Source organism: Maribacter taeanensis (assembly GCF_047345145.1).
Classification (GTDB): domain Bacteria; phylum Bacteroidota; class Bacteroidia; order Flavobacteriales; family Flavobacteriaceae; genus Maribacter_C.
The window spans coordinates 1046493-1068173 of the sequence record NZ_JBLFER010000001.1 but is presented as its reverse complement, the minus strand read 5'-3'; the positions used below and the strand labels follow the sequence as shown (position 1 = coordinate 1068173).

26 protein-coding genes are annotated in these 21681 nt (G+C 38.1%); 9 read left to right on the top strand and 17 right to left on the bottom strand.

What is annotated here, in order from left to right; genetic code table 11:
* Positions 1-101 precede the first annotated feature (101 nt).
* From ACKWCD_RS04805 to ACKWCD_RS04755, 11 genes are all read right to left on the bottom strand, one after another.
* Entirely contained in the window at positions 102-1613 is a 1512-nt protein-coding gene (locus ACKWCD_RS04805) for an RNA-directed DNA polymerase (protein ID WP_413982798.1), read from the bottom strand.
* 290 nt (positions 1614-1903) lie between these two features.
* Entirely contained in the window at positions 1904-2794 is an 891-nt protein-coding gene (locus tag ACKWCD_RS04800; protein ID WP_413982797.1) for an RNA polymerase sigma factor, read from the bottom strand.
* Positions 2791-3210 carry a hypothetical protein gene (locus ACKWCD_RS04795; protein WP_413982796.1) on the bottom strand — a complete coding sequence of 140 codons (420 nt, stop codon included), beginning with the start codon at positions 3208-3210 and terminating at the stop codon, positions 2791-2793. The genes ACKWCD_RS04800 and ACKWCD_RS04795 overlap by 4 nt, the downstream gene beginning before the upstream one ends.
* Positions 3207-3629: an SRPBCC family protein gene (locus ACKWCD_RS04790; RefSeq protein ID WP_413982795.1), complete on the bottom strand. Its 423-nt coding sequence runs from the start codon at positions 3627-3629 to the stop codon at positions 3207-3209. The genes ACKWCD_RS04795 and ACKWCD_RS04790 overlap by 4 nt, the downstream gene beginning before the upstream one ends.
* 4 nt (positions 3630-3633) lie before the next feature.
* Positions 3634-3924, bottom strand: a complete 291-nt coding sequence (locus ACKWCD_RS04785) for a YgaP family membrane protein (protein WP_413982794.1) — start codon at positions 3922-3924, stop codon at positions 3634-3636.
* A gap of 92 nt (positions 3925-4016) precedes the next feature.
* Entirely contained in the window at positions 4017-4619 is a 603-nt protein-coding gene (locus ACKWCD_RS04780; protein WP_413982793.1) for a DUF6434 domain-containing protein, read from the bottom strand.
* A 265-nt stretch (positions 4620-4884) separates the two neighbouring features.
* Positions 4885-5286, bottom strand: coding sequence for an endonuclease domain-containing protein (locus ACKWCD_RS04775; protein ID WP_413982792.1), 402 nt, complete (start codon positions 5284-5286; stop codon positions 4885-4887).
* Between the two features lie 152 nt (positions 5287-5438).
* A complete protein-coding gene (locus ACKWCD_RS04770; RefSeq protein ID WP_413982791.1) occupies positions 5439-6599 on the bottom strand; it encodes a hypothetical protein in 1161 nt (386 codons plus the stop codon).
* A gap of 184 nt (positions 6600-6783) precedes the next feature.
* Positions 6784-7170 carry a hypothetical protein gene (locus ACKWCD_RS04765; RefSeq protein WP_413982790.1) on the bottom strand — a complete coding sequence of 129 codons (387 nt, stop codon included), beginning with the start codon at positions 7168-7170 and terminating at the stop codon, positions 6784-6786.
* 10 nt (positions 7171-7180) lie between these two features.
* Positions 7181-8236 (bottom strand): ligand-binding sensor domain-containing protein, encoded by a 1056-nt coding sequence (locus ACKWCD_RS04760; protein WP_413982789.1) that lies wholly within the window; start codon positions 8234-8236, stop codon positions 7181-7183.
* 60 nt (positions 8237-8296) lie between these two features.
* On the bottom strand, positions 8297-9109 hold the full coding sequence (locus ACKWCD_RS04755) for an alpha/beta fold hydrolase (RefSeq protein WP_413982788.1): 813 nt from the start codon (positions 9107-9109) through the stop codon (positions 8297-8299).
* Between the two features lie 100 nt (positions 9110-9209).
* On the opposite strand from ACKWCD_RS04755, the gene ACKWCD_RS04750 reads away from it, so the two are divergent.
* Positions 9210-10808 carry a zinc-binding metallopeptidase family protein gene (locus tag ACKWCD_RS04750; protein WP_413982787.1) on the top strand — a complete coding sequence of 533 codons (1599 nt, stop codon included), beginning with the start codon at positions 9210-9212 and terminating at the stop codon, positions 10806-10808.
* Positions 10809-10942: 134 nt separating this feature from the next.
* Here ACKWCD_RS04750 and ACKWCD_RS04745 read toward each other — a convergent pair whose 3' ends face one another.
* Complete coding sequence (locus ACKWCD_RS04745; protein WP_413982786.1) at positions 10943-12154, bottom strand: RsmB/NOP family class I SAM-dependent RNA methyltransferase; 1212 nt, start codon at positions 12152-12154, stop codon at positions 10943-10945.
* 75 nt (positions 12155-12229) lie between these two features.
* Here ACKWCD_RS04745 and ACKWCD_RS04740 point away from each other — a divergent pair, with 75 nt between their 5' ends.
* From ACKWCD_RS04740 to ACKWCD_RS04705, 8 genes are all read left to right on the top strand, one after another.
* Complete coding sequence (locus ACKWCD_RS04740) at positions 12230-12811, top strand: RNA polymerase sigma factor (RefSeq protein WP_413982785.1); 582 nt, start codon at positions 12230-12232, stop codon at positions 12809-12811.
* 53 nt (positions 12812-12864) lie between these two features.
* Positions 12865-13194, top strand: coding sequence for a hypothetical protein (locus tag ACKWCD_RS04735; protein WP_413982784.1), 330 nt, complete (start codon positions 12865-12867; stop codon positions 13192-13194).
* Positions 13195-13199: 5 nt separating this feature from the next.
* Positions 13200-13706 carry a hypothetical protein gene (locus ACKWCD_RS04730; protein ID WP_413982783.1) on the top strand — a complete coding sequence of 169 codons (507 nt, stop codon included), beginning with the start codon at positions 13200-13202 and terminating at the stop codon, positions 13704-13706.
* Positions 13707-13929: 223 nt separating this feature from the next.
* Entirely contained in the window at positions 13930-14220 is a 291-nt protein-coding gene (locus tag ACKWCD_RS04725) for an EF-hand domain-containing protein (protein ID WP_413982782.1), read from the top strand.
* A 56-nt stretch (positions 14221-14276) separates the two neighbouring features.
* Entirely contained in the window at positions 14277-15050 is a 774-nt protein-coding gene (locus tag ACKWCD_RS04720; protein ID WP_413982781.1) for a YHYH protein, read from the top strand.
* 8 nt (positions 15051-15058) lie between these two features.
* Entirely contained in the window at positions 15059-15667 is a 609-nt protein-coding gene (locus tag ACKWCD_RS04715; protein WP_413982780.1) for a toxin-antitoxin system YwqK family antitoxin, read from the top strand.
* On the top strand, positions 15642-16337 hold the full coding sequence (locus ACKWCD_RS04710) for an SCO family protein (protein ID WP_413982779.1): 696 nt from the start codon (positions 15642-15644) through the stop codon (positions 16335-16337). The genes ACKWCD_RS04715 and ACKWCD_RS04710 overlap by 26 nt, the downstream gene beginning before the upstream one ends.
* Positions 16338-16357: 20 nt before the next feature.
* On the top strand, positions 16358-17383 hold the full coding sequence (locus ACKWCD_RS04705; RefSeq protein WP_413982778.1) for a sialidase family protein: 1026 nt from the start codon (positions 16358-16360) through the stop codon (positions 17381-17383).
* A gap of 45 nt (positions 17384-17428) precedes the next feature.
* Here the strand turns inward: ACKWCD_RS04705 and ACKWCD_RS04700 are convergent, their stop codons facing one another.
* The 5 genes from ACKWCD_RS04700 to ACKWCD_RS04680 all read right to left on the bottom strand — a co-directional run bounded on the left by ACKWCD_RS04700 (position 17429) and on the right by ACKWCD_RS04680 (position 21644).
* Positions 17429-17782 carry a DUF6515 family protein gene (locus ACKWCD_RS04700; protein ID WP_413982777.1) on the bottom strand — a complete coding sequence of 118 codons (354 nt, stop codon included), beginning with the start codon at positions 17780-17782 and terminating at the stop codon, positions 17429-17431.
* A gap of 110 nt (positions 17783-17892) precedes the next feature.
* Positions 17893-18354 carry a hypothetical protein gene (locus ACKWCD_RS04695; protein WP_413982776.1) on the bottom strand — a complete coding sequence of 154 codons (462 nt, stop codon included), beginning with the start codon at positions 18352-18354 and terminating at the stop codon, positions 17893-17895.
* Positions 18347-18859 carry a hypothetical protein gene (locus tag ACKWCD_RS04690; RefSeq protein WP_413982775.1) on the bottom strand — a complete coding sequence of 171 codons (513 nt, stop codon included), beginning with the start codon at positions 18857-18859 and terminating at the stop codon, positions 18347-18349. The genes ACKWCD_RS04695 and ACKWCD_RS04690 overlap by 8 nt, the downstream gene beginning before the upstream one ends.
* A 101-nt stretch (positions 18860-18960) precedes the next feature.
* A complete protein-coding gene (locus ACKWCD_RS04685; protein WP_413982774.1) occupies positions 18961-19500 on the bottom strand; it encodes an RNA polymerase sigma factor in 540 nt (179 codons plus the stop codon).
* 320 nt (positions 19501-19820) lie between these two features.
* Positions 19821-21644, bottom strand: coding sequence for an ABC transporter ATP-binding protein (locus tag ACKWCD_RS04680; protein ID WP_413982773.1), 1824 nt, complete (start codon positions 21642-21644; stop codon positions 19821-19823).
* Positions 21645-21681: the final 37 nt, after the last annotated feature.

The window sequence follows — 21681 nt, the reverse complement described above, 5'->3', positions numbered from 1 at the left end:
CCTTCACTTCAATACCAATAGTTTGCTTGTTTAGTTCTTATTTCCATTAGATTGGAAAAAGTAATTACCTATGGCACTTGCACACAGTGCTCTTCATATTCTTATTCTTTTGGAAATATCGCCAAATGCTTGGCTAATAGTATATTCATGCTAGGGGCTTTAATTTTTTTAAAAAGTTTACAAAAAGTAGTTTCAGTATCAAACTTCTGTTTGTTTGATTTTATTGATTGTAATAAGTCTGAATTTACTTTTCTCGGCCATTTTAAGGACAATTCGCGATGTGACTTCAAGAAATACGTGAGCCATATTAAGTCATAAACATTGGAACTTTCCTTTCTAAATTTTCTTTCGGTTAACTCATTTAGAGATTTAAAAATTCGCTTAGTTACTACCTTTTCTTTTTTGTATTTTGAAATCAAAAGCTCGGTTATCGCCAATATTTGTGGTAAAGATTTTGAACGTTTCTCTTTTAACATTAAAAGCAAACTAAAAACCTTATATATTTCTTTTGAGGTTAATTTTAATTTAAGATTATAATTCTTTGAAATAAGTTCACTCAAAAATTTATCTATTACGCCTGTATTGGGATAATTTTTATCAATGAGAAGTACTTTTCTAAAAGTGTTTTCAAACACTTTATAATTTATAGGGTAGTGATGCCTTAATGAGTAGGTATGATATTCACTTGTCCATTCCCTAAACAGCCCTTCTGGCAGTTTTGAAACTGTTGATTTTTCCTCACTAATTGAAAGATTGAAACCCTTTAGATTTCTTTGTACTATACTCAAAATTTCGTGTGCATCAGATTCCGTTTGACAAAGAAATCTGTAATCGTCTTTAAAACGGACGCCAATAAAGTCTACATTTTCTTTTTTTAACTGCTTTGATATTTCCGCATCAATAACTGAAAGCATAATTTCAGTTACTAAATCCGAGATTGCAGGTCCGATTGCAATTCCGTTGGTACAACCATCATTTGAATTTTGAAATAGTTTATCGAGTTTGTTTCCTAAAAGTTTAAATTTAAATCTGTCTTTTCGTGCATCAACTTTTCCATTTATTGCCCAGGCAATACTGTGAGTGTAAATTGAAGGGTAAAAGTTTTTGATATCTGATTTTACTACCAAATTATATTTATGCCCTTCGGATACTATGTCACTTTCGGACATTTCAATGAACTCATAAATCATTCTTCCAGAGCGTAACGCCCCTAAGACCCCGATACTTTGTTTGTTTAAAGGAATGGGAAACGAATAAGAGTAAATTTTATTTTTTGAATTGAACAAGAGGGGTTTGACATCAGCCCATTTGTCCATTAAGTGCCAAACTAAATCGTGATAAATCTTATGGTTAATTATTCCAAATGCTCTTTCAGTCAACTGAGATTTTGGAAAAGTTATTTCACAAATTTCTGAAATTGGTACGCTGCTTTTTTTTGTAAAATCGAAGTAAGGATTTTTCTTGTATGTAAACTTTTCAACCGTAAAACAAGGTGGTAAAACATATTGCTCTGGAAAGAAACCTTCCCGTAATAACCAATTCGCTATTTTCCTCTTGGATATAGCTGAAACTAGCTTTTTAGTTTCTCTGAAGTGTTTTTGAGGTAGGTTCATAACTGAATACTATGATTACAAATACCTTCTTTTTGTGATAAAAGCTTATATCTCATAGAGAGCTAAATGTAGGAATTTGATGAATAATTAAAAAACAGAAAGTCTCACATAATGGCTTTATTTATTAACAGTTTTGTAGGGGTTATAAGGTACCTAGTTTTAAGCTTAATAGAAAGCAGGGTTGGGGGAGGTGTTGGGGTTTGATAAGTTAGAAGTCGGAAGTTAGAAGTCGGAAGTCGGAAGTCAGGAGTCGGGAGTGGGGTTTGTTTTGAAGTTTTGAGTGCTACGCGTTAATTACCCAAATCAAAAGTGGAGTTCAGCGTATCATTATTGATAATCTTCTCAATGATATTTTCTGTATTTCGCGAAATTTTAAACGGGTGTTCTTTGTAAAGGCTGGTGTAGATACTATCAACGGTCAAGAGGGTAGCTGGTAATTTCTCTTTTGAGAAATCTTTGATGCGTTCTTGATAGTCACTATGCCATTTCAAATCTTTTGGATTTATCCATCCATTGGCAATAAAGCCCTTGGTCTTTTTTGGGCAACGGCAGGGGTTTTCCTTGTTGACCAATCCACATTTATTGTGCATCCATTGGTAGAGGTCTTTTCGTGCCCGCGCTAATTTTTGCCTAAAATTAGCGGGACTGATTTCGAAAATTTCACTTCCTAAAGTATGGTCGATTTCAAAAAGTTCGCCCACAATATAAATAAGGCGTTGTTCTCTGTTCAGACACATCAACATACCCGCCATACAGGAAACCTTACTTTCCTCAATTTCGAGCTGTAATTCGGCCTCCTCAATAGCGGTCAATGGTATCTCAGGCGTTTCTTCTATATAATTGAAGAACACATCAAAACCAGTTACCAGTTTTTCATATTTCTGTTGCTTGGTGTTTAAAAAGTGGTTGAAAGTGATGCGGTAGAGCCAAGTTCTGAATTTTCCTTTTGTGCTATCATACTTTGAAAGATTGGTAACTAGTTTTATCAATATTTCTTGTGTAATATCTTCAGCATCAGCAACATTATTAATCATTTTCAAGGCGATATTGTAGATATACTGCTGATGCCTTTCGATGAGTTGACTCAGACTATTCCGATTTCCGTTTACGGCCAACTGAATCAATTCCAAATCTTTTTGGTCTGAATAGTCTGCTAGGCGAAAAGGATGGTCTTTTTTCATTTCTTAAATATCGTGATTTTATAATCGGCGCCACCAAATGTATAGAACCCACTTGCTTGGCCATCCGCGGTAAAAACAAAGTACATATCGCCTTCATAACTATTCCCATTATCCGCAAGCGTTTTCCAGCCGCCTTCAAACCGTTTGCTTTTAGGGTTTAGCATGAGTGTCATTTTTCCGTTCCTATTTTCTCCACCCGATGCGTAAACATATTCAATATAAAGTGTTTTTCCTTCGGATAATCTAGCGACAGGAATACTTGCTATTCCGGCCGCTTGAATATCCATTTCATATGCTTTGAAGTCCGTAATAAAGGTTTCCGCAAATTCGGATTGTTTCATTGTATTTTGAGCTTTGGTGTTACAACTATGAAGGAAGATGCTTAAGAATACAAGTACTATGGATGCTTTTTTCATTGTGATATGGTTTCAAGTCCGGTAGCACCTGCTCGATACATTTCTTCTACGGCCTGCTTTACCATGGGAAATTGACTTTCATCGGAGATTTCAAAATCCAAATCCCATAACAATTCTGTTCGTTCATCTTTTGAATTCACTTTCATTGTTCCCACGATATTACCAATGGGCAGCAGTGGTTGTTCATCAATTGCATACTGGAAAACTTTGTGCTCTTCATCAATTTTTAGAATCGTCTCTTTCATATCACCTTGCGCTGTCGTACAAATGCGTTTGCTTCCTTCTCCCTTGCCTTCTAAGCGGCAAGCGGTGATTATAGGAAGCCACTCATTCACTCCCGAAGCCTTAGAAATAGTTGCCCATACCTTTTCTGTTTTTGCGCTAAGTATATGGGAAGTCTGAACCGTTTTTTTATGCATCTCTTTATTTTTTAGGGTTTTCGTAGGGAATAGCTTTTGCTTCAAGGGAATTTTTCTCTTGTTTGCCGATAGTGCATTGTCCCGCAAAATAGCACATGATACAACGAGCGGATAGCACGGTTCCGAATTGGGCAATTGCAAAAATACCTAGTAATACGGAGGCTGTCATATTGGTTTTGAGAAAATAAATTGCTCCCGCTGTGGCGAGTATGCCTACAACTGTTCGTATGGTTCGGTCTTGCCAACCGATGTTTCTATTATAGGAATAGGTAATTCCTTTGATAAACTTATTCATAGGGTTTCATTTTTCAGCACGCTCTCTTTGGAGGTGTTTATAATGAAACAAGAGAAGTTTGAAAGTGTGACAAAACTTGGGAGGTGTTTTATTTATACTTTTCCCAATTTTAAATCTGATGACTCATATCTTATGAATCCGTCTGCGGTAGGTAATTGTTTTTTTAAAAGCCAATAGCTTTTGGCATCTTTGATAGTTTTATTGGGGTTGTCGTCTAGAAAGTCCCGCGTATATTGATTGTACATATTGTTGGCGGCAATGTCACGTCGAAATTCGGGATTTTCTTTTCGCTTTTCTAGGGTGTGCCATTGGGCAACGGCATCGGCCAAGGTCTTTCCGGTATTCGCTTTTACCCAAGCCATAAAATCACTATTACAGGAGAATGAAGGGCCGATTTCACTCGTCATAAATTTTCGAAAGTTTGGTCCGAAAGAGACATTATCGGTAATTACGGTATCAAGCTGTAAATCTGCTTTCGCCCAATTGAATTTCGAGCTCGCTTTCTTCTTTTTGGGCTGTGGTTTTACTTTTCCATGGTTGTCGAGCGCATACATGATGCGGTCGCGAAGGTCGAACTTTCGTCCCGTGGCTGGTAAATTGGCGCGTTTGCAGATTTCTACGAGTTCTTCCTTAAGCCAATACCAGCGATTGAACTCTGCACCCGATTTAATATGTTCAAATTTTGGTCTTTGCACTTTTACTCTTTTCTTACTTTTTGGTCTCGCGTAGGTTCACCGCTTTCTACAAAGATATCATCTTTATAGTAGCTTTTAAACTCTGTTAGGAGCCTGATACGCCAAATAAACTGATGTGTTTCATGATGATGGGCTTGGTTTCTACACACCCCTTAATCCCCTCTTGATAGAGGGGAAACTGTTGTGGAAAACTGCTGTGTTTGACTTTCCCTCCTAGAAAGGAGGGATTAAGGGAGGTGTCGGTGAACATGTCTAAAATGTAAATCTATTCCAAATCTTCAATCGGCGGCGGAGTAAAGCCATTCTTTTCAAAAGTCAATATATAATCCTCAATATGTCTTAGCACATTTTCAATATCATTCATGATTTGATGGTCAGAGAAACGAAGCACTCGAACACCTAATTCGTTCAATCGTTTTGTTTTCTTGACATCTTTTTTCCAGACTTCCAAGATTTCATGAGAATACCCATCGCATTCAATGGCTAGTTGCAACTTGTTGCAAAAGAAATCCACGATATAATCATCAATGGGTTTCTGTCTATGAAAGTCATAACCATACATCTGACTCCGCTTTAGCTTCTGCCACAAACGAATTTCAGATTTTGTCGAGTTGTTTCGAAGTTGTCTGGCAAGCTCTTTTAGTTTAGGATTGTATTTGATTTTCATGAGTGACGAATACAATCAAATATAAACATTTCGTCTATACAATAAACTCCAACGCTTTGGCTCTACCCAAAAGAATCGGGATTGAATTTGTTGCGATTACTCAGTCTGCCATTGTTTTAATAGTAGCTAGTATATTTGAAAAGCCTTTACCACTAGTCTATTTCTTCGATGCTAAAATCGGCATATAAAACCTCTTCATCTCTGAGGTCTTGTGCATTGATAAGGCTGCGGTAGATGCCCCATTTTGGACGTACGAAGGTGCCACCGTCTCTCCAGTTGATGATGTTGTCATTCGCATATTCGAACAAAACAGCAGCATCACTTATTTGTTGGATTAAAATACTGTATGTTCCTGAAAATCCGTAGGTTATTGTTTCGGTAACTTCTAACCATTTACCAATAAGGGGTGCCAAATCGGTTTGTTTTAGGGTGACTTGGCTATTGGTTTCAGCATAGCGCAACTCCAAACGGTCGGGACTACTTTTTCTCGTGGTCAAGGTATACATGGGCATGGCATCTAAATCCCCTCCAACCGATTTTAACTGATGAATGTGTGTAAAATTTGGCGAAGATTGGAAGCCGTCTTGGAGTTTAAATTTCCATTTGTAGATGACCGTTTCACTTTCAACGCCCAATAAATTATCTGGGGATTGGTCGTAGGTTTTTATCTCGTTCCGCTGACGGTCAAAATTGATGCAACGGTCGTTGTCGGGGTCCGTGTGAATGAAAAAACGAAACACATTGGCATCCAAATCAGTATCGAATATTTCATCTATGTGTCGACCAAAGTCCATGTGATTGCAGTCAGGCACTTCAACCGGATTTTGATTCGGCGCCAATACCGAGGTAATCAATTCATAGGTGTCACCGGGGCCATCAGCACTCAGTATTACTGCATTACCTGTAACAACCTGTTTTTCCAAGGTGATGGTTACGGAATTATTCGAAGCATTTGGGTCGTTATAATAGTCTTGAAATGCTGTTTTAAATTGAATGGTAGCCGTTACAGAGGTAGAATCCGTGGCAAAAGTTAATGTCTTTTGAGTTTTTATTTCGGTGGCACTACTATAGTTGTAAGTTAAGGCATCATTTATTTTCTGTGTTAGTTCGTTGGCCTCGGTCCAGGTGATGTTATTAGTAGCTGCACTCACCGAAATGTCTGCTACTATGGGTTCTGGCGTAACAACTTTTGGTTCATCATCGCTACTACAGGCATTTAAAATGAAAAACGACCCAACTAAAAAGCAGAGGAAAGTAGCTGAATTAAGATGGTTTGATTGGCTATTGAAATTTGTTTTAAAGGGGACTTTCATGCTTTCTAGTTTAATTACCGCAACAAAATAGTGTATAGTACTATAACTTGGCTCAGGGATTAATATTTTATGATTCTAGTAACATTAAAAGATTAGGTAGGGTAATGAATATTTCTGATTGATTGCACCATGGACAATATAATTAAAAAAAAGTCTAGCTAGCAGCAGGTTTATAAGTTGATTTCTAGGAGGTCTTTTTTTTTAAAATCATCCAAAGAAAAACCGACAAAGCAAGCGTAAGGATTGAAAATGCTTTTTCAAAGTTCGTTTTGGCAAATAAATTTCCGACGGTATTAAGGACAAAAAGTACAAGGAATATCCATAGAACAACATTAACCACTTTTATTGACAGAAATGGTTTGATTAGTTTTCCTTTAATGAGCACTGCTAGCCCCAGAATCAAATTTAGTCCTATAGAGAAGGTCTCGAAAATATACATTTCTGTATCGTTGGTCAAGCGTCCGCCCCAAGTGATTTCATAGGGAATGACTTTTAGAAGAATACAGAGATGAAATAGGATCACGGCTATAATAATGCCCAGTACCATTTTGATTGCAATGCTAGGTTTCATTTACAATAGATTAATTGTTGTCTTTAAAAGCATTAAAAAGTAAACCATCATAACGGTACACGCCATTTAAAGTACCAAGCCAAATGCCGCGATCTTTATCTTCGACAATGCCAAAAAACATATTTTGTTCATTCAACATTAGTTGTGCTGTGGCTCCCTTGTTTCCCTGCGCCAGTTTATCATATTTGGTGAGTTCCCAATTTTGGGGATTGCCATCTTCAGCGGAACTGGTCCATATTTGCTCTTTGCTGTCTTGGTAGATGTACCCAACAAAATTTTTGGTGTAATGGGTGAAATCGCTACCATCATAGGACCAAAGTCCGTTATTACCACCTAACCAAATGTTTCCTTCTTTGTCTTCTATGATTGACCTTACGTTTTGAAAAGCTTGCCCATCTGGTTTGGTGAATTTTGCAACTATTTTTCCATCATAAACAGAAGTCTCGCCTCTAGCCCCAATCCATAATTTTCCAGTTTTGTCCTCAATTATGGAATTAATATCGTTATTCAGTTGACCTCCTGCTATAGTGAAATTGCTAAAATTCGTGCCATCGTAGGTGCTTATGCCATTCATGGTGCCAATCCATAGAAGGCCATTTTTATCTTCCATAAAACAGCCGATGCTGTCATTAGCTAATCCGTTTTTGGTAGTGAAATTGGTAAATGATGTTCCATCGTAGCGGTATACGCCAGCGCCTATGGTGCCGAACCAAATATTTCCTTTAGAATCTTCCAGAAGGCTAAAAACATGAAAGCGTCTGAGATTTTCTTTATTGGTGAAATTGGTAAAGGTTTTGCCGTCATATTTAATAATTCCCTCCCATGTGGCGAACCAAATGTTTCCGTTTCTGTCTTGAAGGATGTTTCGAGTAATACTGTTTGGACCATAATCAGAAGTGATGGATTTGCTTTCTGTGAAATAAGGGTCGAAATCTAGAGTGTCAGCTTCTGCTTCTTTTGGTATAGGTGCGGTGACTTTTTCGGGAGCTTTTTTTTGTTGCCCGTTGCAGGAGACTATGGAAACTGTAATCAGTAGTGAAGCGAAAATCAGCACTTGCTTTTTCATATTTTTAGTATTGAATTGTGATGAAGGAGGCTTTTCTACATTCGAAAGTGAAGCTCCTAGTTAATTTAAAAAATCTACAATAGCATCAATTACTGATTTGGTTCTTAAAATACGAAAATGTCCCGTGCCTTCAATTTCTTTAAACCTAGCTTCAGGCCAATTTTTATGGACATTTTTTGAACGCGCAATCGGAATGACCTTGTCGTTAGTATCGTGAATTATCAAGGCGCTTTTCACATGAATTGACTGCACAAATTTACTGACATTCAGTATTTTAAGGTCCATTCCTGTTTCTTTTTCTAGGCGACTGATTAATCTACTTTTTACTTTTTCGGTAATCCCCACCATATCGGCAACGTCATCAATACGTTCACTAAACTTATCGGGAGTGGTAAGTAGTACGTACTTTTCAATTTGTAAATCTTGGTTTTCAAAAAGTGCGTAGGTTGTTGCCACGCCACCGAACGAATGGCTTATTAAAGTGTTAAGCTCATATTTACGGATTAAGAGACCGACCAATTCCGTAAACTCGAAAAGACTGGTTTCTCCTTTACTACTAAAGCCATGCGACGGAGCGTCAAAAGAATATACCGTGTATCCGGCATTTAGAAGGGGTGTAATCAAATCAGTAAAATTACCTGCTTGGCCTTCCCATCCGTGGATAAGAAGAATCTTTTTAGTACCACCCGGCCAAGTGTACAGCTGGATGTCAAAATTTTTGAATCGCAACTTTTCTTTGTCTGCTTTATCCAAAATACCCAATTCACTTTCGCGTAATTTTCGAACTTGTGGATTGGTTAACTGTTGGTAGGCATAGGAAGTAATTGCAGCGGGAAATAGCGTTGAGGCAATGCGAACTAAAAGCTTCTTCATAAAAGGGGTATTTTTACTCACTAAGTTAGGGAATTCAGGTTAACAACTTTCCAATACTTTTCATACTTTTAAGAGATAGGGAATTTTAAAAACCAACCGTATGAAAATGTCCAAAATTTTAGTGCTTGGGAGCTGTATGCTCTTTTTCACTGCAAGCGTATTTGCCCAAAAGAAAAAATCTAACAAACAAATTGAAAAATTAAAGACTGAAGTGGCTGCTATCGTTCAGGCGAACCATAAGCAATCGCAGGTGATGGTGGATAAAATCTTCAGTTTTGCGGAACTCGGTTTTCAAGAATTCGAATCTTCGAAATACCTAACGGGAATCTTAGAAGAAAACGGATTCGCCATTGAGAATTCCATTTCTGGCATTCCCACCGCATGGTTTGCCAAATGGAGTAATGGGGAAGGTCCTGTAATCGCTATTGGTAGTGATGTGGATTGTATTCCGAAGGCATCGCAATATCCAGGAGTGGCATACCACAAACCAATGGTCGAAGGAGCACCTGGGCATGGAGAAGGACATAATTCCGGAATCCCCATGAATATCACAGCGGTGTTGGCCGTAAAGCAAATCATGGAACGTGAGAATATCGGAGGGACACTTTTGGTATGGCCAGGAATTGCGGAGGAATTGTTAGGTTCTAAAGCTTGGTATGTACGTGATGGACTTTTCGATAAAATCGATATGTGCATCTTTACCCATGTGAGCAGTAACCTAGGAGTATCCTACGGACCAACAAGAGGTACGGGATTGATATCCGTAGAGTATATGTTTGAGGGAGAAGCCGCGCATTCTGCAGGAGCACCATGGAGGGGGAGAAGTGCCCTCGATGCGGCTGAGCTTATGAATATTGGTTGGAACTATAAAAGAGAACATTTACACCCCTTAAAACGTTCCCATTCCATCTTCACAGACGCGGGAGACCAACCTAATGTCGTTCCCTCAAAAGCAGCAATTTGGTTCTACTTTAGAGATATCAAATACAAAGGTATTATGGAAATGTATGCCGAGGCGAATGATATGGCAAAAGGTGCCGCTTTGATGACCGGAACTAAAATGACCTCACGTATTTTAGGAGCTGCATGGCCAAGACATTTCAACAAAGTCATTGCGGAAACAATGTATGATAACATCAAAAAAGTGGGACTGCCGCAATGGTCATCAGAAGATCAAGCTTTGGCAAAAGCGGTTCAGACCGAAGTGAATTCAAATAAAATTGAAGGCTTGGCAACGGAGCTAATGGAGTTAGGCTTGCCACAAGTTGAGCCTATTAGTGGTGGTTCTGATGATATCGGAGATATTTCTTGGAAGATTCCGACGGTTACGATGCGTTATCCTTCTAACATCCCAGGACTCCAAGGACATCACTGGAGCAATGCCATCGCCATGGCTACTCCGATTGCCCATAAAGGTGTCACTGCAGGAGCAAAAGCAGAAGCCATGACCATTCTGGATTTCCTACTAAAACCACAACTGCTAAAAGACGCTTGGACCTATTTTAATGATGTACAGAGCAAGGAAGACAAATACGAGCCCATGATTTCCGCGGATGACTTACCACCTGTTTACTTGAACACCGACAAACAAGGGCAGTTCCGTACTGAATTGGAAAAATTCTATTATGATGAAACGAAGTATGATTCGTATTTGGAGCAGTTAGGTGTGGAGTATCCTACTTTGAAAGGGGAGGAATAGAAATTTACTTGGTGTTCACACACCCCTTAATCCCCTCTTATTAGAGGGGAAACTGTATATGTTTGCGTTTGAGTTTCCCTCCTAACAAGGAGGGATTAAGGGAGGTGTTGGTTCGAAGAGCTGCCCCTTAATTCCTAAGCCCTCTCCAACAACGCCATATAAAACCCATCATACCCGCTTTTAGAAGCATAAATCTTCTTCTCTTTTACCAAAGTGAAATCTTTACCTTCTTCAGAAGCTAAAAATGAAATTACCTGGTCGTTATTCTCTTGCGGAAGAATAGAACAAGTAGCATAAACCATCTTGCCACCTGATTTTACAATCTTACTATAAGAACGAATAATTTCGTGCTGTACTTTGATGATTTTCTCTAAGAACTCCGGTTGCATTTTCCATTTGGAATCTGGGTTTCTTCTTAGCACGCCCAATCCTGTACATGGGGCATCGATGAGGACGCGGTCTGCGCTTCCGTAGAGTTTTTTGAAAACCTTTGTTGAGGTAATTTCGCGTGGTTCAATATTATGGGCTCCATTTCTTCTGGCACGACGTTTAAGTTCTTTGAGTTTGCTACCATAGATATCCATGGCAATCAGTTGACCTTTATTTTCCATCAAGGCTGCTAGGTGAAGCGATTTTCCTCCAGCTCCAGCACAAGTATCTACCACGCGCTGACCAGGTTTGATATCAAGCATTTCTGCTACCAATTGAGAAGAAGCGTCTTGGACTTCGAAATAACCTTTTTGAAAAGATTCCGTTTGAAAGACATTAGCACGTTCTGGCAGTCTTAATGCAGATGCGTAGCCTTTTATAGGTTCCACATCGATTCCTTCTTCCAACAAGGCCTTGCGCAATTTTTCTTTCGTCGTTTTTAAGGTGTTTGTTCTTAGAATGACTTCTGCCTTTTTATTCAAGGCTGCTAATTCTTCGGTCCATCGTTTATCGCCTAGGGCTTTCTCGCCCAATTCATCAATCCAATCCGGAACGGATTCACGAAACTTTCTGATTTTTGAAAGCTCATCAAACTTTCCTTTGATACGACGTTCTGGGGTGGGTTCGATTTGTTTCCAATCTGGTAGTTGGTATCCTTTTAAAACGGCCCAAACGGCCCACATACGGAATAAATCCGTTCTACGATACGGTGCTTTTACATCTGCAATTTCCGTATAGAGCCTTTTATATCGTACCATTTCATAAATGGTTTCAGCGATAAATCCGCGGTCGCGCTTGCCCCAGCGTTTATCAATTTTCAAAACTTTTTGTACCACCTTATCGGCATATTCTCCTTCATTGAAGATTAAATCGAGTCCGTCTATCACGGCAAATACTAAGTTTCTATGCAATTTCATTCTGAAAAATTAAGGCTGCAAAGGTAGGGTTTTGAAATCGTTTAATTTATGTAATTTGGACTTCAAATCTTGCTATTGGAAGAAGAAAAGTTCATTGCGGCTTTACAAGAAGGAACGAATCAGGCCTATGGTCAGCTACTGGATGAATACCAGCAAAAGGTTTTTGGTACTTGCATTTCTTTTGTGCCCAACCAAGAAGATGCTGAGGATATTGCACAGGAGGTTTTTGTCGAGGTTTTTAATTCCATTGAAAAATTTAAGGGCGATTCAAAACTATCCACTTGGATATATAGAATCACAACGAATAAATGTTTGGAATTCATCCGTAAGAAAAACACCAAAAAACGCTTCGGATTTATGCAGTCCCTGTTAGGAAACGATACCCCAATAGACCGGAGTTCGTATTTCACAGAGTTTAATCACCCCGGTATACAATTGGAGAACAAGGAGAAAAGTGAAATCCTATTCGCAGCAATAAACAAATTGCCCGAATCCCAAAGAATAGTTTATACTTTAAATAAGATTGATGATTTGAGTTATCAAGAAGTTAGTGAGATAACGGAGAAGAGTATCTCATCCATTGAATCATTGTTGTTCCGAGCGAAAAAAAATTTGAAGACCTTGCTATATGACTATTATAAAAAAGAAGGATACTGACGCAAGTTTTTTGAAAATTATGCATCTAAAGAGAAGACCAAAGGCCTAGACACATGAAAAATAGACCAAATATCGACCAGTTAGTAGAAGACGCACTAGATAGTGTTTCAAATATTGATACCGCTAAAACACCACCTTTCTTCAAAGAAAAAGTGCTCAATAGAATGGCACAGCAAGATGTTGAAAAGGCAGAAGGAGTGCGTTATTTAAATTGGTTTACCCCAAGATATCAAGCTGCTGCTCTCTTGTGTTTTGTAATTTTAAATGCATTCGCTTTGTTATCGTATAACTCAGATAGTGACTATGGCGAGAATGTGGAAAATTTTGCCGAAGTCTACGGATTGTCGGAAACAACTACCGATTCATACCTGTACCAAAACTAGACGATATGAAGAAAAATTTACTCTTATATATCTTATTGGGTTTACTTGTGCTAATGAACGCTTTCTTCTTGTTCAAACACTTTAGTACCACAGATAAGAATGGACCAAGAGGTCCAGGTCCAGGTAACTTTATTGCCAAACAGTTGGAATTTGATGAATCACAAACACAAAAGTTCGAAGATTTAGAAATGGAGCATCGAGAAAATATAAAAGGACTTCTAGCTGATATTCGTGAATTAAAGGATTCCTTATTTGATAGATTATCGGATGAGACGGTTGACGATTCGGAAGTTGATGCAATAGCTACTCAGATTGCTGCTAAGGAGAAAATAAAGGAATTGGAAACCTTTCGATTTTTCAAAGCCGTAGGTGCGTTATGTAATGATAATCAAAAGGAATTACTGAAGTCCATCATAAAAGATGCTTTACATCGTCAAGGGCCTCCAGGTCGAAATGGACCTCCACGAAGAGGACCAGGTGAGGAAGGTAGGCCACCTCCACCAAGACACTGAAATTTCATTACTATAGGATTAGACCCTGATTTTACTCGATAATCGAGATTTAAAATGCTCTGACGCTTGCGTCGAAATCAAAGTTAATTTTCCTTTTAATGTCTCGCGGGCTTGCCCGGAGGTTATTTATGTTAGGGTTTTTTTGTGCTTTTTTTAACATAGGAGGGCACAAGTTTGTAAAATCGATTACATCTAAACTGTCAAATACATAAAATTCCATAGTATGAAAAACAACACATTTAAAACAGTAGTATTGGTTTTTGGCTTCGCATTACTTTTTTTCAATAGCTCTTTTGGACAATCTCAAAATAGACAGGAAAGAAGAAAGCCACCCACCTTCGAAGAAATGATTGAACAGATGGATGCCAATGAAGACGGTAAACTTTCTAAGGAAGAACTAAAAGGTCCCCTCAAGGACAATTTTGATAAAGTAGATTTAGATGAGGATGGATTTATAACAGCTGAAGAATTTGAAAAGGCTCCAAGACCTAAAAGAAGGGAAAGAAGAAATTAAAGAAGTTAGGCACAAGTTTTTAAGAAATAATACATCTAAAAATAAAATATACTATCATGATAAAGAGATTTAAAAGTTTACCCGTACTACTTCCAGCAATTTTTTTTGCTTTAATCGGCTTTGTTGCTTGCAGTAGTGATAGTGTTACCGACATCCCTCTCGATGAGGAAGGAACCGATGATGACGAAGTAGTTACAGAACTTCACGCTGCTTTTGCTGTATTCAACGAAGAAGCCACAACCATATTTTTAGATGGTTCAGAGGTGGTTATAGAAACAACGGGATTACCAAACCATGAAACCGTTTATTGGGGTGAGGATAATGACCTTTATCGGGAGGAACCAGATGTACGTCTTACGCCTACCAGAATCCCTGACCGTGATCAATCGGCGACAATTACGGTTGATGCCAGTCCCAACTTAACAGGAAGTACAGTCGCCACAGAATTAGGTATTATTGGGGTCGCAGTAAGTGGCTCGTATATTTTTAATGATCAAGAAGGAAATGGAACTTTAGACCAAGCTGCGGGGAGTTTGGACTGGACAGGAGCTCATATCGGACCAAGTGTTTACCACTACCATTTAGAACCAAAAGCATTTACCAATGATGATGATGAATTGGCTGGTATTTTGTTAGACGGTGTTTTTCTTTACGGTAGAAAATGTAACGCTATAGCAGACTATCCTACGGATTTAGATTCTTCAGGAGGTCACACAAGCTCTACACAATATTCGGATGGCGAAGAAGAATACCATTACCATATTATCAATGAAATTTATTCCACAACAGGTTCCTATATTGCTTTCGCAGGCCCCTTTCAAGGCTATTAATACAATCAATGAAAACAATTCATCTCGTAGTTTTAGTATTGTTTGCTTGCACCAGCATTAGTTGCAAGGAAACTCTCGATGCCAAAAGTGTTGTCGATACACAAATTATCATCGACAGTATTGCCGTATTGAAAAAGGAACTGTTACTCAATCAAAATGAGGGCAAATGGTATTATAAAGGACAGCCATTTAATGGATATTCCTTAAAATACCATTCCAACGATACTTTAGCGGAAAAACTCGGTTTTTATAAAGGAAAGCGGGAGGGAATTGCCAAGCGCTGGCACCAAAATGGCGAACTTCAAGTTGAATCACACTATAAACAGAACCGTTTAAACGGAAGCTATAAAAGCTGGTGGGAAAACGGAGCTCTAGCTTCTGAAACAACGTATCGTGACGGAAAACTTAGTGGATTTGAGAAGAAGTGGTATCCAACAGGTCAGCTCTCTAAGGAGCGGCAGTTGGTAAATGGAAAGGAAGAAGGACTCCAGAAAGCCTGGCTAAAAAACGGAACGCTCTATGTGAATTACGAGGCAAAAAACGGACGTATTTTTGGTATGCGAAGAGCAAATTCATGTTATCAATTAGAAGATGAAACAGTTGTTCAAAGTAAATAGCTTAGGCATATTTCTGATTTTTTGCTTTACACTTTTTGCAAGTTGCAAACAAGAAATAAAGAAAGAAAAGGCTGAGGTGGTTGAAACGAGTAGGGTAGAACATCTTCCTTACTATGGTGATGCCTCTTTTACACCTAATTGGCTCACTCCCAATAGTGAAGCCGAGAAACAGTTTCATAAGATTCCCGATTTCGAACTGGTGAATCAGTTGGGAGATACTATCACCCAAAAGACTTTTGAAAACAAAATTTATATTACCGATTTCTTTTTTACCAGCTGCCCGGGTATTTGTTTAAAAATGACGGGGAATATGCTGAAATTACAAGAAGAATTCAAGAATGATGATGAAATCCTATTCTTGTCCCATTCGGTTACTCCCTCCATAGATTCGGTGTCCGTTCTTAAAAATTATGCGGATAAAAACGCAATCATTGCTAATAAATGGCACTTGGTTACAGGTGATAAAACGGAGATTTACAATTTGGGAAGAAACCAATATTTTGTAGAGAACGATTTAGGAATTCCGAAAGATATTAATGATTTTTTACACACCGAGAATTTCTTACTCGTAGATAATAACAAGCATATTCGCGGCATCTATAATGGTTTGAATAGGGCATCTATTGCGCAATTGATAACCGATGTCAAAGCATTGAAAAAAGAGCTCTGATTTTTATGCTACTTTTGAGTATGCGCAAATTCCTATTACTTTTTATTGTTGCCTCTGTGTTTTCTTGTGTTGAAGAAGAAAATAGACTTCCGTTTACATCCGTAGAAATTGAACCCATTTATGTAGATACGCTAAGTATTCGAGCAATTGATATCGTTGGAAACACCTTGCGGTATGCTGCGAATAAAGGAACTTTTGGAAATATAGATTTGCGAACTGGAAAGATTATGGAGGGCATTCAAAAGTATCATACCAGTATTCCGGAGTTTAGGGCCATGACGCATTCTTCAACGGACTTTTTTATGCTTTCCGTGGGAAATCCTGCTTTACTTTATAAAACGGGAGAAGAAGGGAAAATGAAGTTGGTTTATATGGAAGAAGGTGATGGCGTTTTCTATGATTCCATGACCTTTTGGGATGACCAAGAAGGAATAGCAATAGGAGATACTGTTGATGGCTGTTTTTCAATAATTATTACTAGGGATGGAGGGAATTCTTGGAATAAGTTGTCCTGCAACGTACTTCCTGAAGCTATAGAAGGAGAAGGAGCGTTTGCCGCCAGCGATACCAATATCAAAACTATTGGAAACAAAACCTGGGTTGCCACAACCAAACGCATTTTGTTTTCTCCGGATAAAGGAAAAACATGGGAAGCCTTTGAAACACCAATTTTAAATAAAGGAGAAGCGGAAGGCATTTATTCAATCGATTTCTGGACAGAATATCTAGGAATCGCCGTCGGGGGCGATTATACCAATCCGGATGGGAATAGTGCAAACAAGGCAATGACTTTCGATGGTGGAAAAACATGGGAACTTATTGCCGACGGAAAAAACCCGCAGTATAAAAGCTGTGTGCAGTTCGTTCCTAATACTAGCGGTAAAGAAATTGTAGCTTTAGGTTTTACGGGAATTTCCTATTCAAGTGACCAAGGAAATTCTTGGAAACAACTTTCAGATGAATCATTCTACACCATCCGATTTTTAAATGATTCTATTGCTTATGCTGCTGGAAAAAACAGAATAGCGAAACTTGTCTTTAAGTAAAAAAGGAAGCAATTACGCTTCCCTTTTTGATATTTTGGATCCGGCTTAAACATTTACGACGACATAACCTCGCCCTTGTTTTTTATACCAAATACCTTTGTATTTGTACACTTTTCTTCCGTTTCTAAGTTTTACCACTTTGTTTCCTCTTGGTAAATGTCTTATTTGGATTCCCACGGGGGCAGCACAAACAACAAATTTGCTGCCTCTTGGCTTGTACCACACTCCATCAGCGAAACGAAAATTGACTTTATTATGTACAACGACTTTTGGTTTATGAACCTTGGTAACGACAGTTCCATGTTTGGGATACACTTGAACCACTTCTCTTTGTGCAGTTATTGATGATACTATTCCGAATAGAAACAGAAGAACGAATACTAATTTTAAATTTTTCATAGGTATAAAATTTATGGGTTATACTTTTTTGACTCTCAATTTAGAATAGGGTTTAATAGAAAAAGGGGCTGAAAGGCCCCTTTTTTATGCATTTTATCGAATTTTTGATTTTACCGATATCCTCCGCCGCCGCTTCGCTTTTTTCTGTATTGTTCTAATAAGCGTTTTTTAAAACTTTCTTCTGCACGAATAAGTAACAAGGTTTTTTTTGCTGAAATCACTCCTCTAATTTCAGTTAAGAAATCAGCATCTAATTCTTCACGTTTCTTTTTCAATTCCACGTATTGGGTGAGTAAACCTTCTGATTCCGCATCAGTAAGAGTAGCTGTTTTTCGTATTTTGAGCTTTATTTCTGCTCTTTCTTGTCTTCTAAGCTTTTCTCGTTCCACTTCATAGGCATTATAAACGGGCCAAAAGGCTTGTGCCTCAGTGCTTGATAAATCGAGTCTTTCAGTAAGATATCCTACTTTCAATGACTTTATTTTATCTCTGTGTTCTTCGCTTCTCTGACCAAAACCAAGAGTAGTGGCGCAAAAGAAAAGTACAAGTGCTATATTTTTTATGTTATTCATAATCTTCAAGGTTTAGGTCTTCGATAGCGTCAACATTATCATTTAAATAGTCGATGACGTTTTCTTCTTCGAATTGATTTTCTAGTATATCGTTGATTTCCAATTCATCAAGTGGGAGCACTTCCGAAATCTCATAGGTGGTCAATCCCAATTCATTGTATTCAAAATAATTTTCAATATCTGTACTTGCTAGGTCTTCAAAGGTAATTTTTTCGTTTGCGTTCCAATTGAATCCTAAGAAAATCAAAACAATTGCAGCTGCAGAAGCCGCGGCGATGTAATATTTCTTCCATGGGTTTAACTGAATGACCTTAGTTTCCTCCAGATTTAACTTTTCCTGAATGTTTTTATGCAGTCCATCAAAATAATTCTCAGGAATAGCAAAACCATCCTCCTTGGGTAAATCGCTCTTTTCGTCGTTCAATTTATCCATGAGCCCATCCGTAAAGTTCTCAAAGTAACCTTCGGGTGTTTTAAACGGATTATTTTTATTTGACGCTTCCATTACTTGTATTTGACTGTCAATACTTTAAAAGGTTTAATTTGAGTTTATGAGTTTATGAGTTTATGAGTTTATGAGTTTATGAGTTTATGATGATGTTATGTCTATTTTTTTAAATATGCCTCTACTTTCTTTACTGCTAAATGATATGAAGCTTTCAATCCTCCAACAGAGGTCTCTAAAATTTCTGAGATTTCTTCATATTTCAATTCCTGAAAATATTTCATATTAAAAACCAACTTTTGCTTCTCCGGTAATGTTGCAATTGCTTTTTGCAATTTTAATTGAATTTCATCTCCTTCAAAATAGACATCTGCTTGCAAGTTATCTAACAACTGGTTTTGCAATTCTTCATTTCCGATGCCTTGCTTTTTCGATTTAGTCTTTAAAAAACTCAGCGCTTCATTGGTCGCAATGCGATACATCCAAGAATATAATCTGCTATCTCCTTTGAACCCTTCAATATTCCGATACACTTTTATAAAGGTATTCTGTAAAACATCATCAGCATCGTCATGGTTCAATACAATCCTACGGATATGCCAATAGAGCCTTTCTTTATAGGTGTTTACCAACACCTCAAAGGCCCTCGATTGGGTTTTCGGATTCCTTAATTCTTCTACTAAATCGGCTTCAGCGAGCAATAGGTATTTGTTTGAATTCCTTTATTGGACTCTAAAGTTAAGGAAAGGTTTAGTGTGTTATTGAAATTTTACAGGCTCCCCTCCTAATTCTAGGAGGGGTGTCCACTTTAGTGGACGGGGTGGTTAAGCCCAAGCCTTTCCCTAAGGTGCCAACTTACTTTCTAAACGCAGAACCCGCTTACAAGTTTTTTAGGTAAAATGGATCTTCTCAACTCACGAAGTAACCACCCCTTTCTTCCCTGCAGGTTGGCAGGGAATTCATTCCCCTCCTAGAATTAGGAGGGGAGCTTTTTCACTTTTTCTATATTAAATCTGAAATTTTACCCCAGCGACTGCATATCAACCAACTTCTTATAGGTGCCATTCTTGGCAAGTAATTCTTCATGAGAACCTTGTTCTACAATCTCTCCTTTTTGAAGGACAACAATAGTGTTTGCATTTTGGATAGTAGATAGGCGATGGGCAATTACGATGGAAGTCCGGTTGCGCATCATCTTCTCCAAGGCATCTTGAACCAAACGTTCGCTTTCTGTGTCTAAGGCTGAAGTTGCCTCATCTAAAATCATTATCGGTGGATTTTTCAAAACGGCTCTAGCAATCGATAGTCGTTGTTTTTGTCCGCCGCTTAACTTGTTTCCGCTATCACCAATATTGGTGTTATAGCCTTCCGGTAATTCAGTAATAAATTCATGAGCATTTGCAATTTTTGCTGCTTCTATAATCTCTTCTTCGGATGCGTTTTCTTTTCCTAAACCGATATTGTTTTTAACGCTGTCATTGAAGAGGATGGAGTCTTGCGTAACCAACCCCATTAAGTATCTAAGGGATTTTTTAGTCATGTCCTTTATGTTGATACCATCAATCTCGATTGTTCCGTCATTTACATCGTAAAATCGGGTGGCAAGATTTGCGATGGTACTTTTGCCACTGCCGGACTGTCCAACCAGTGCCACTGCATGACCTTTCGGAACTTTCAAATTAAAATCCTTTAGAACATAATCGTCTTCATATTTGAAGGAGATGTTCTTTAATTCTATTTGTGAATCAAAATCGGATTTGTCGATGGCATTCTCAATTTCCGAAATCGGATTTTTAGTTTCTAGAATTTCTAACACACGTTCTGCCGCAGCATTTCCTTTTTTAACTCCGTAGGACGCTTTGCTAATAGATTTTGCAGGAGTTAGGATATTATACGCCAAGCCCATGTATGCAATAAAGTCAGCAGCATCTAATGTTTCATCAACAATAACCATTTTTCCCCCAAACCAGAGAAGTACTCCAATAACCAGAATTCCTAAGAACTCGCCCGTTGGCGAAGCTAGGTTTTGACGATTTAATAGGGAGTTGCTAAAATCGAAAAACCGTTTTGTTGAATTTGAAAATGTCTTATAGAATTTTGATTCGGCATTAAAGGCTTTCACTACTCGCAAACCTCCCAGCGTTTCTTCTACAATAGACAGAAACTGGCCTTGCTCTTTTTGTACGTTATCGGATTGTTTTTTTAGAGATTTTCCAATCCATGAAATAATACTGCCCGCAATTGGAATAAAAATGAAAACGAAAAGTGTCAACTTACCACTAATGCCAAACATGATGAGAATGGTAAAAAGAATGGTTAGCGGTTCACGCACGATTAGTTCTAGTACAGATAGAAAAGAATGTTGAATTTCAAGTACATCTGAGGTAATTCGGGCAATTACATCCCCTTTTCGCTTCTCAGAGTAGTAGGATATGGGAAGTTCTGTTATCTTTTCATACATCTGATTACGAATGTCTTTTAAAACTCCATTCCGTAGAAAGGTGATAAAATACATTGCTAGATAATTAAAAAGATTTTTGAGTAGAAATAGAATCAAAATTAGCCCAATAACCAAAACCAAACCTTTCATTTTGTCATCGCCTGCATATTGGGTTACGTGGTAGCCGAGATAGTCCATAATATAGTCCTTGGTTCCGCCTATGCTCGTAAACTCAGGAAGTTTGGTGATGGGTTTGTCTTTTCCAAATAGAACGTTTAGCATCGGAATCAAAGCAGCAAAGGACAAGGCACTGAAAAGGGCATACAGAATATTAAAAAAGATATTCAGATAACCATATTTGGAATATGGTTTCGCAAAGCGAAGAATTTTTTTAAAATAGTCCATTGAATTTATACTTGAAACTTTTTATTACCTACAAAAA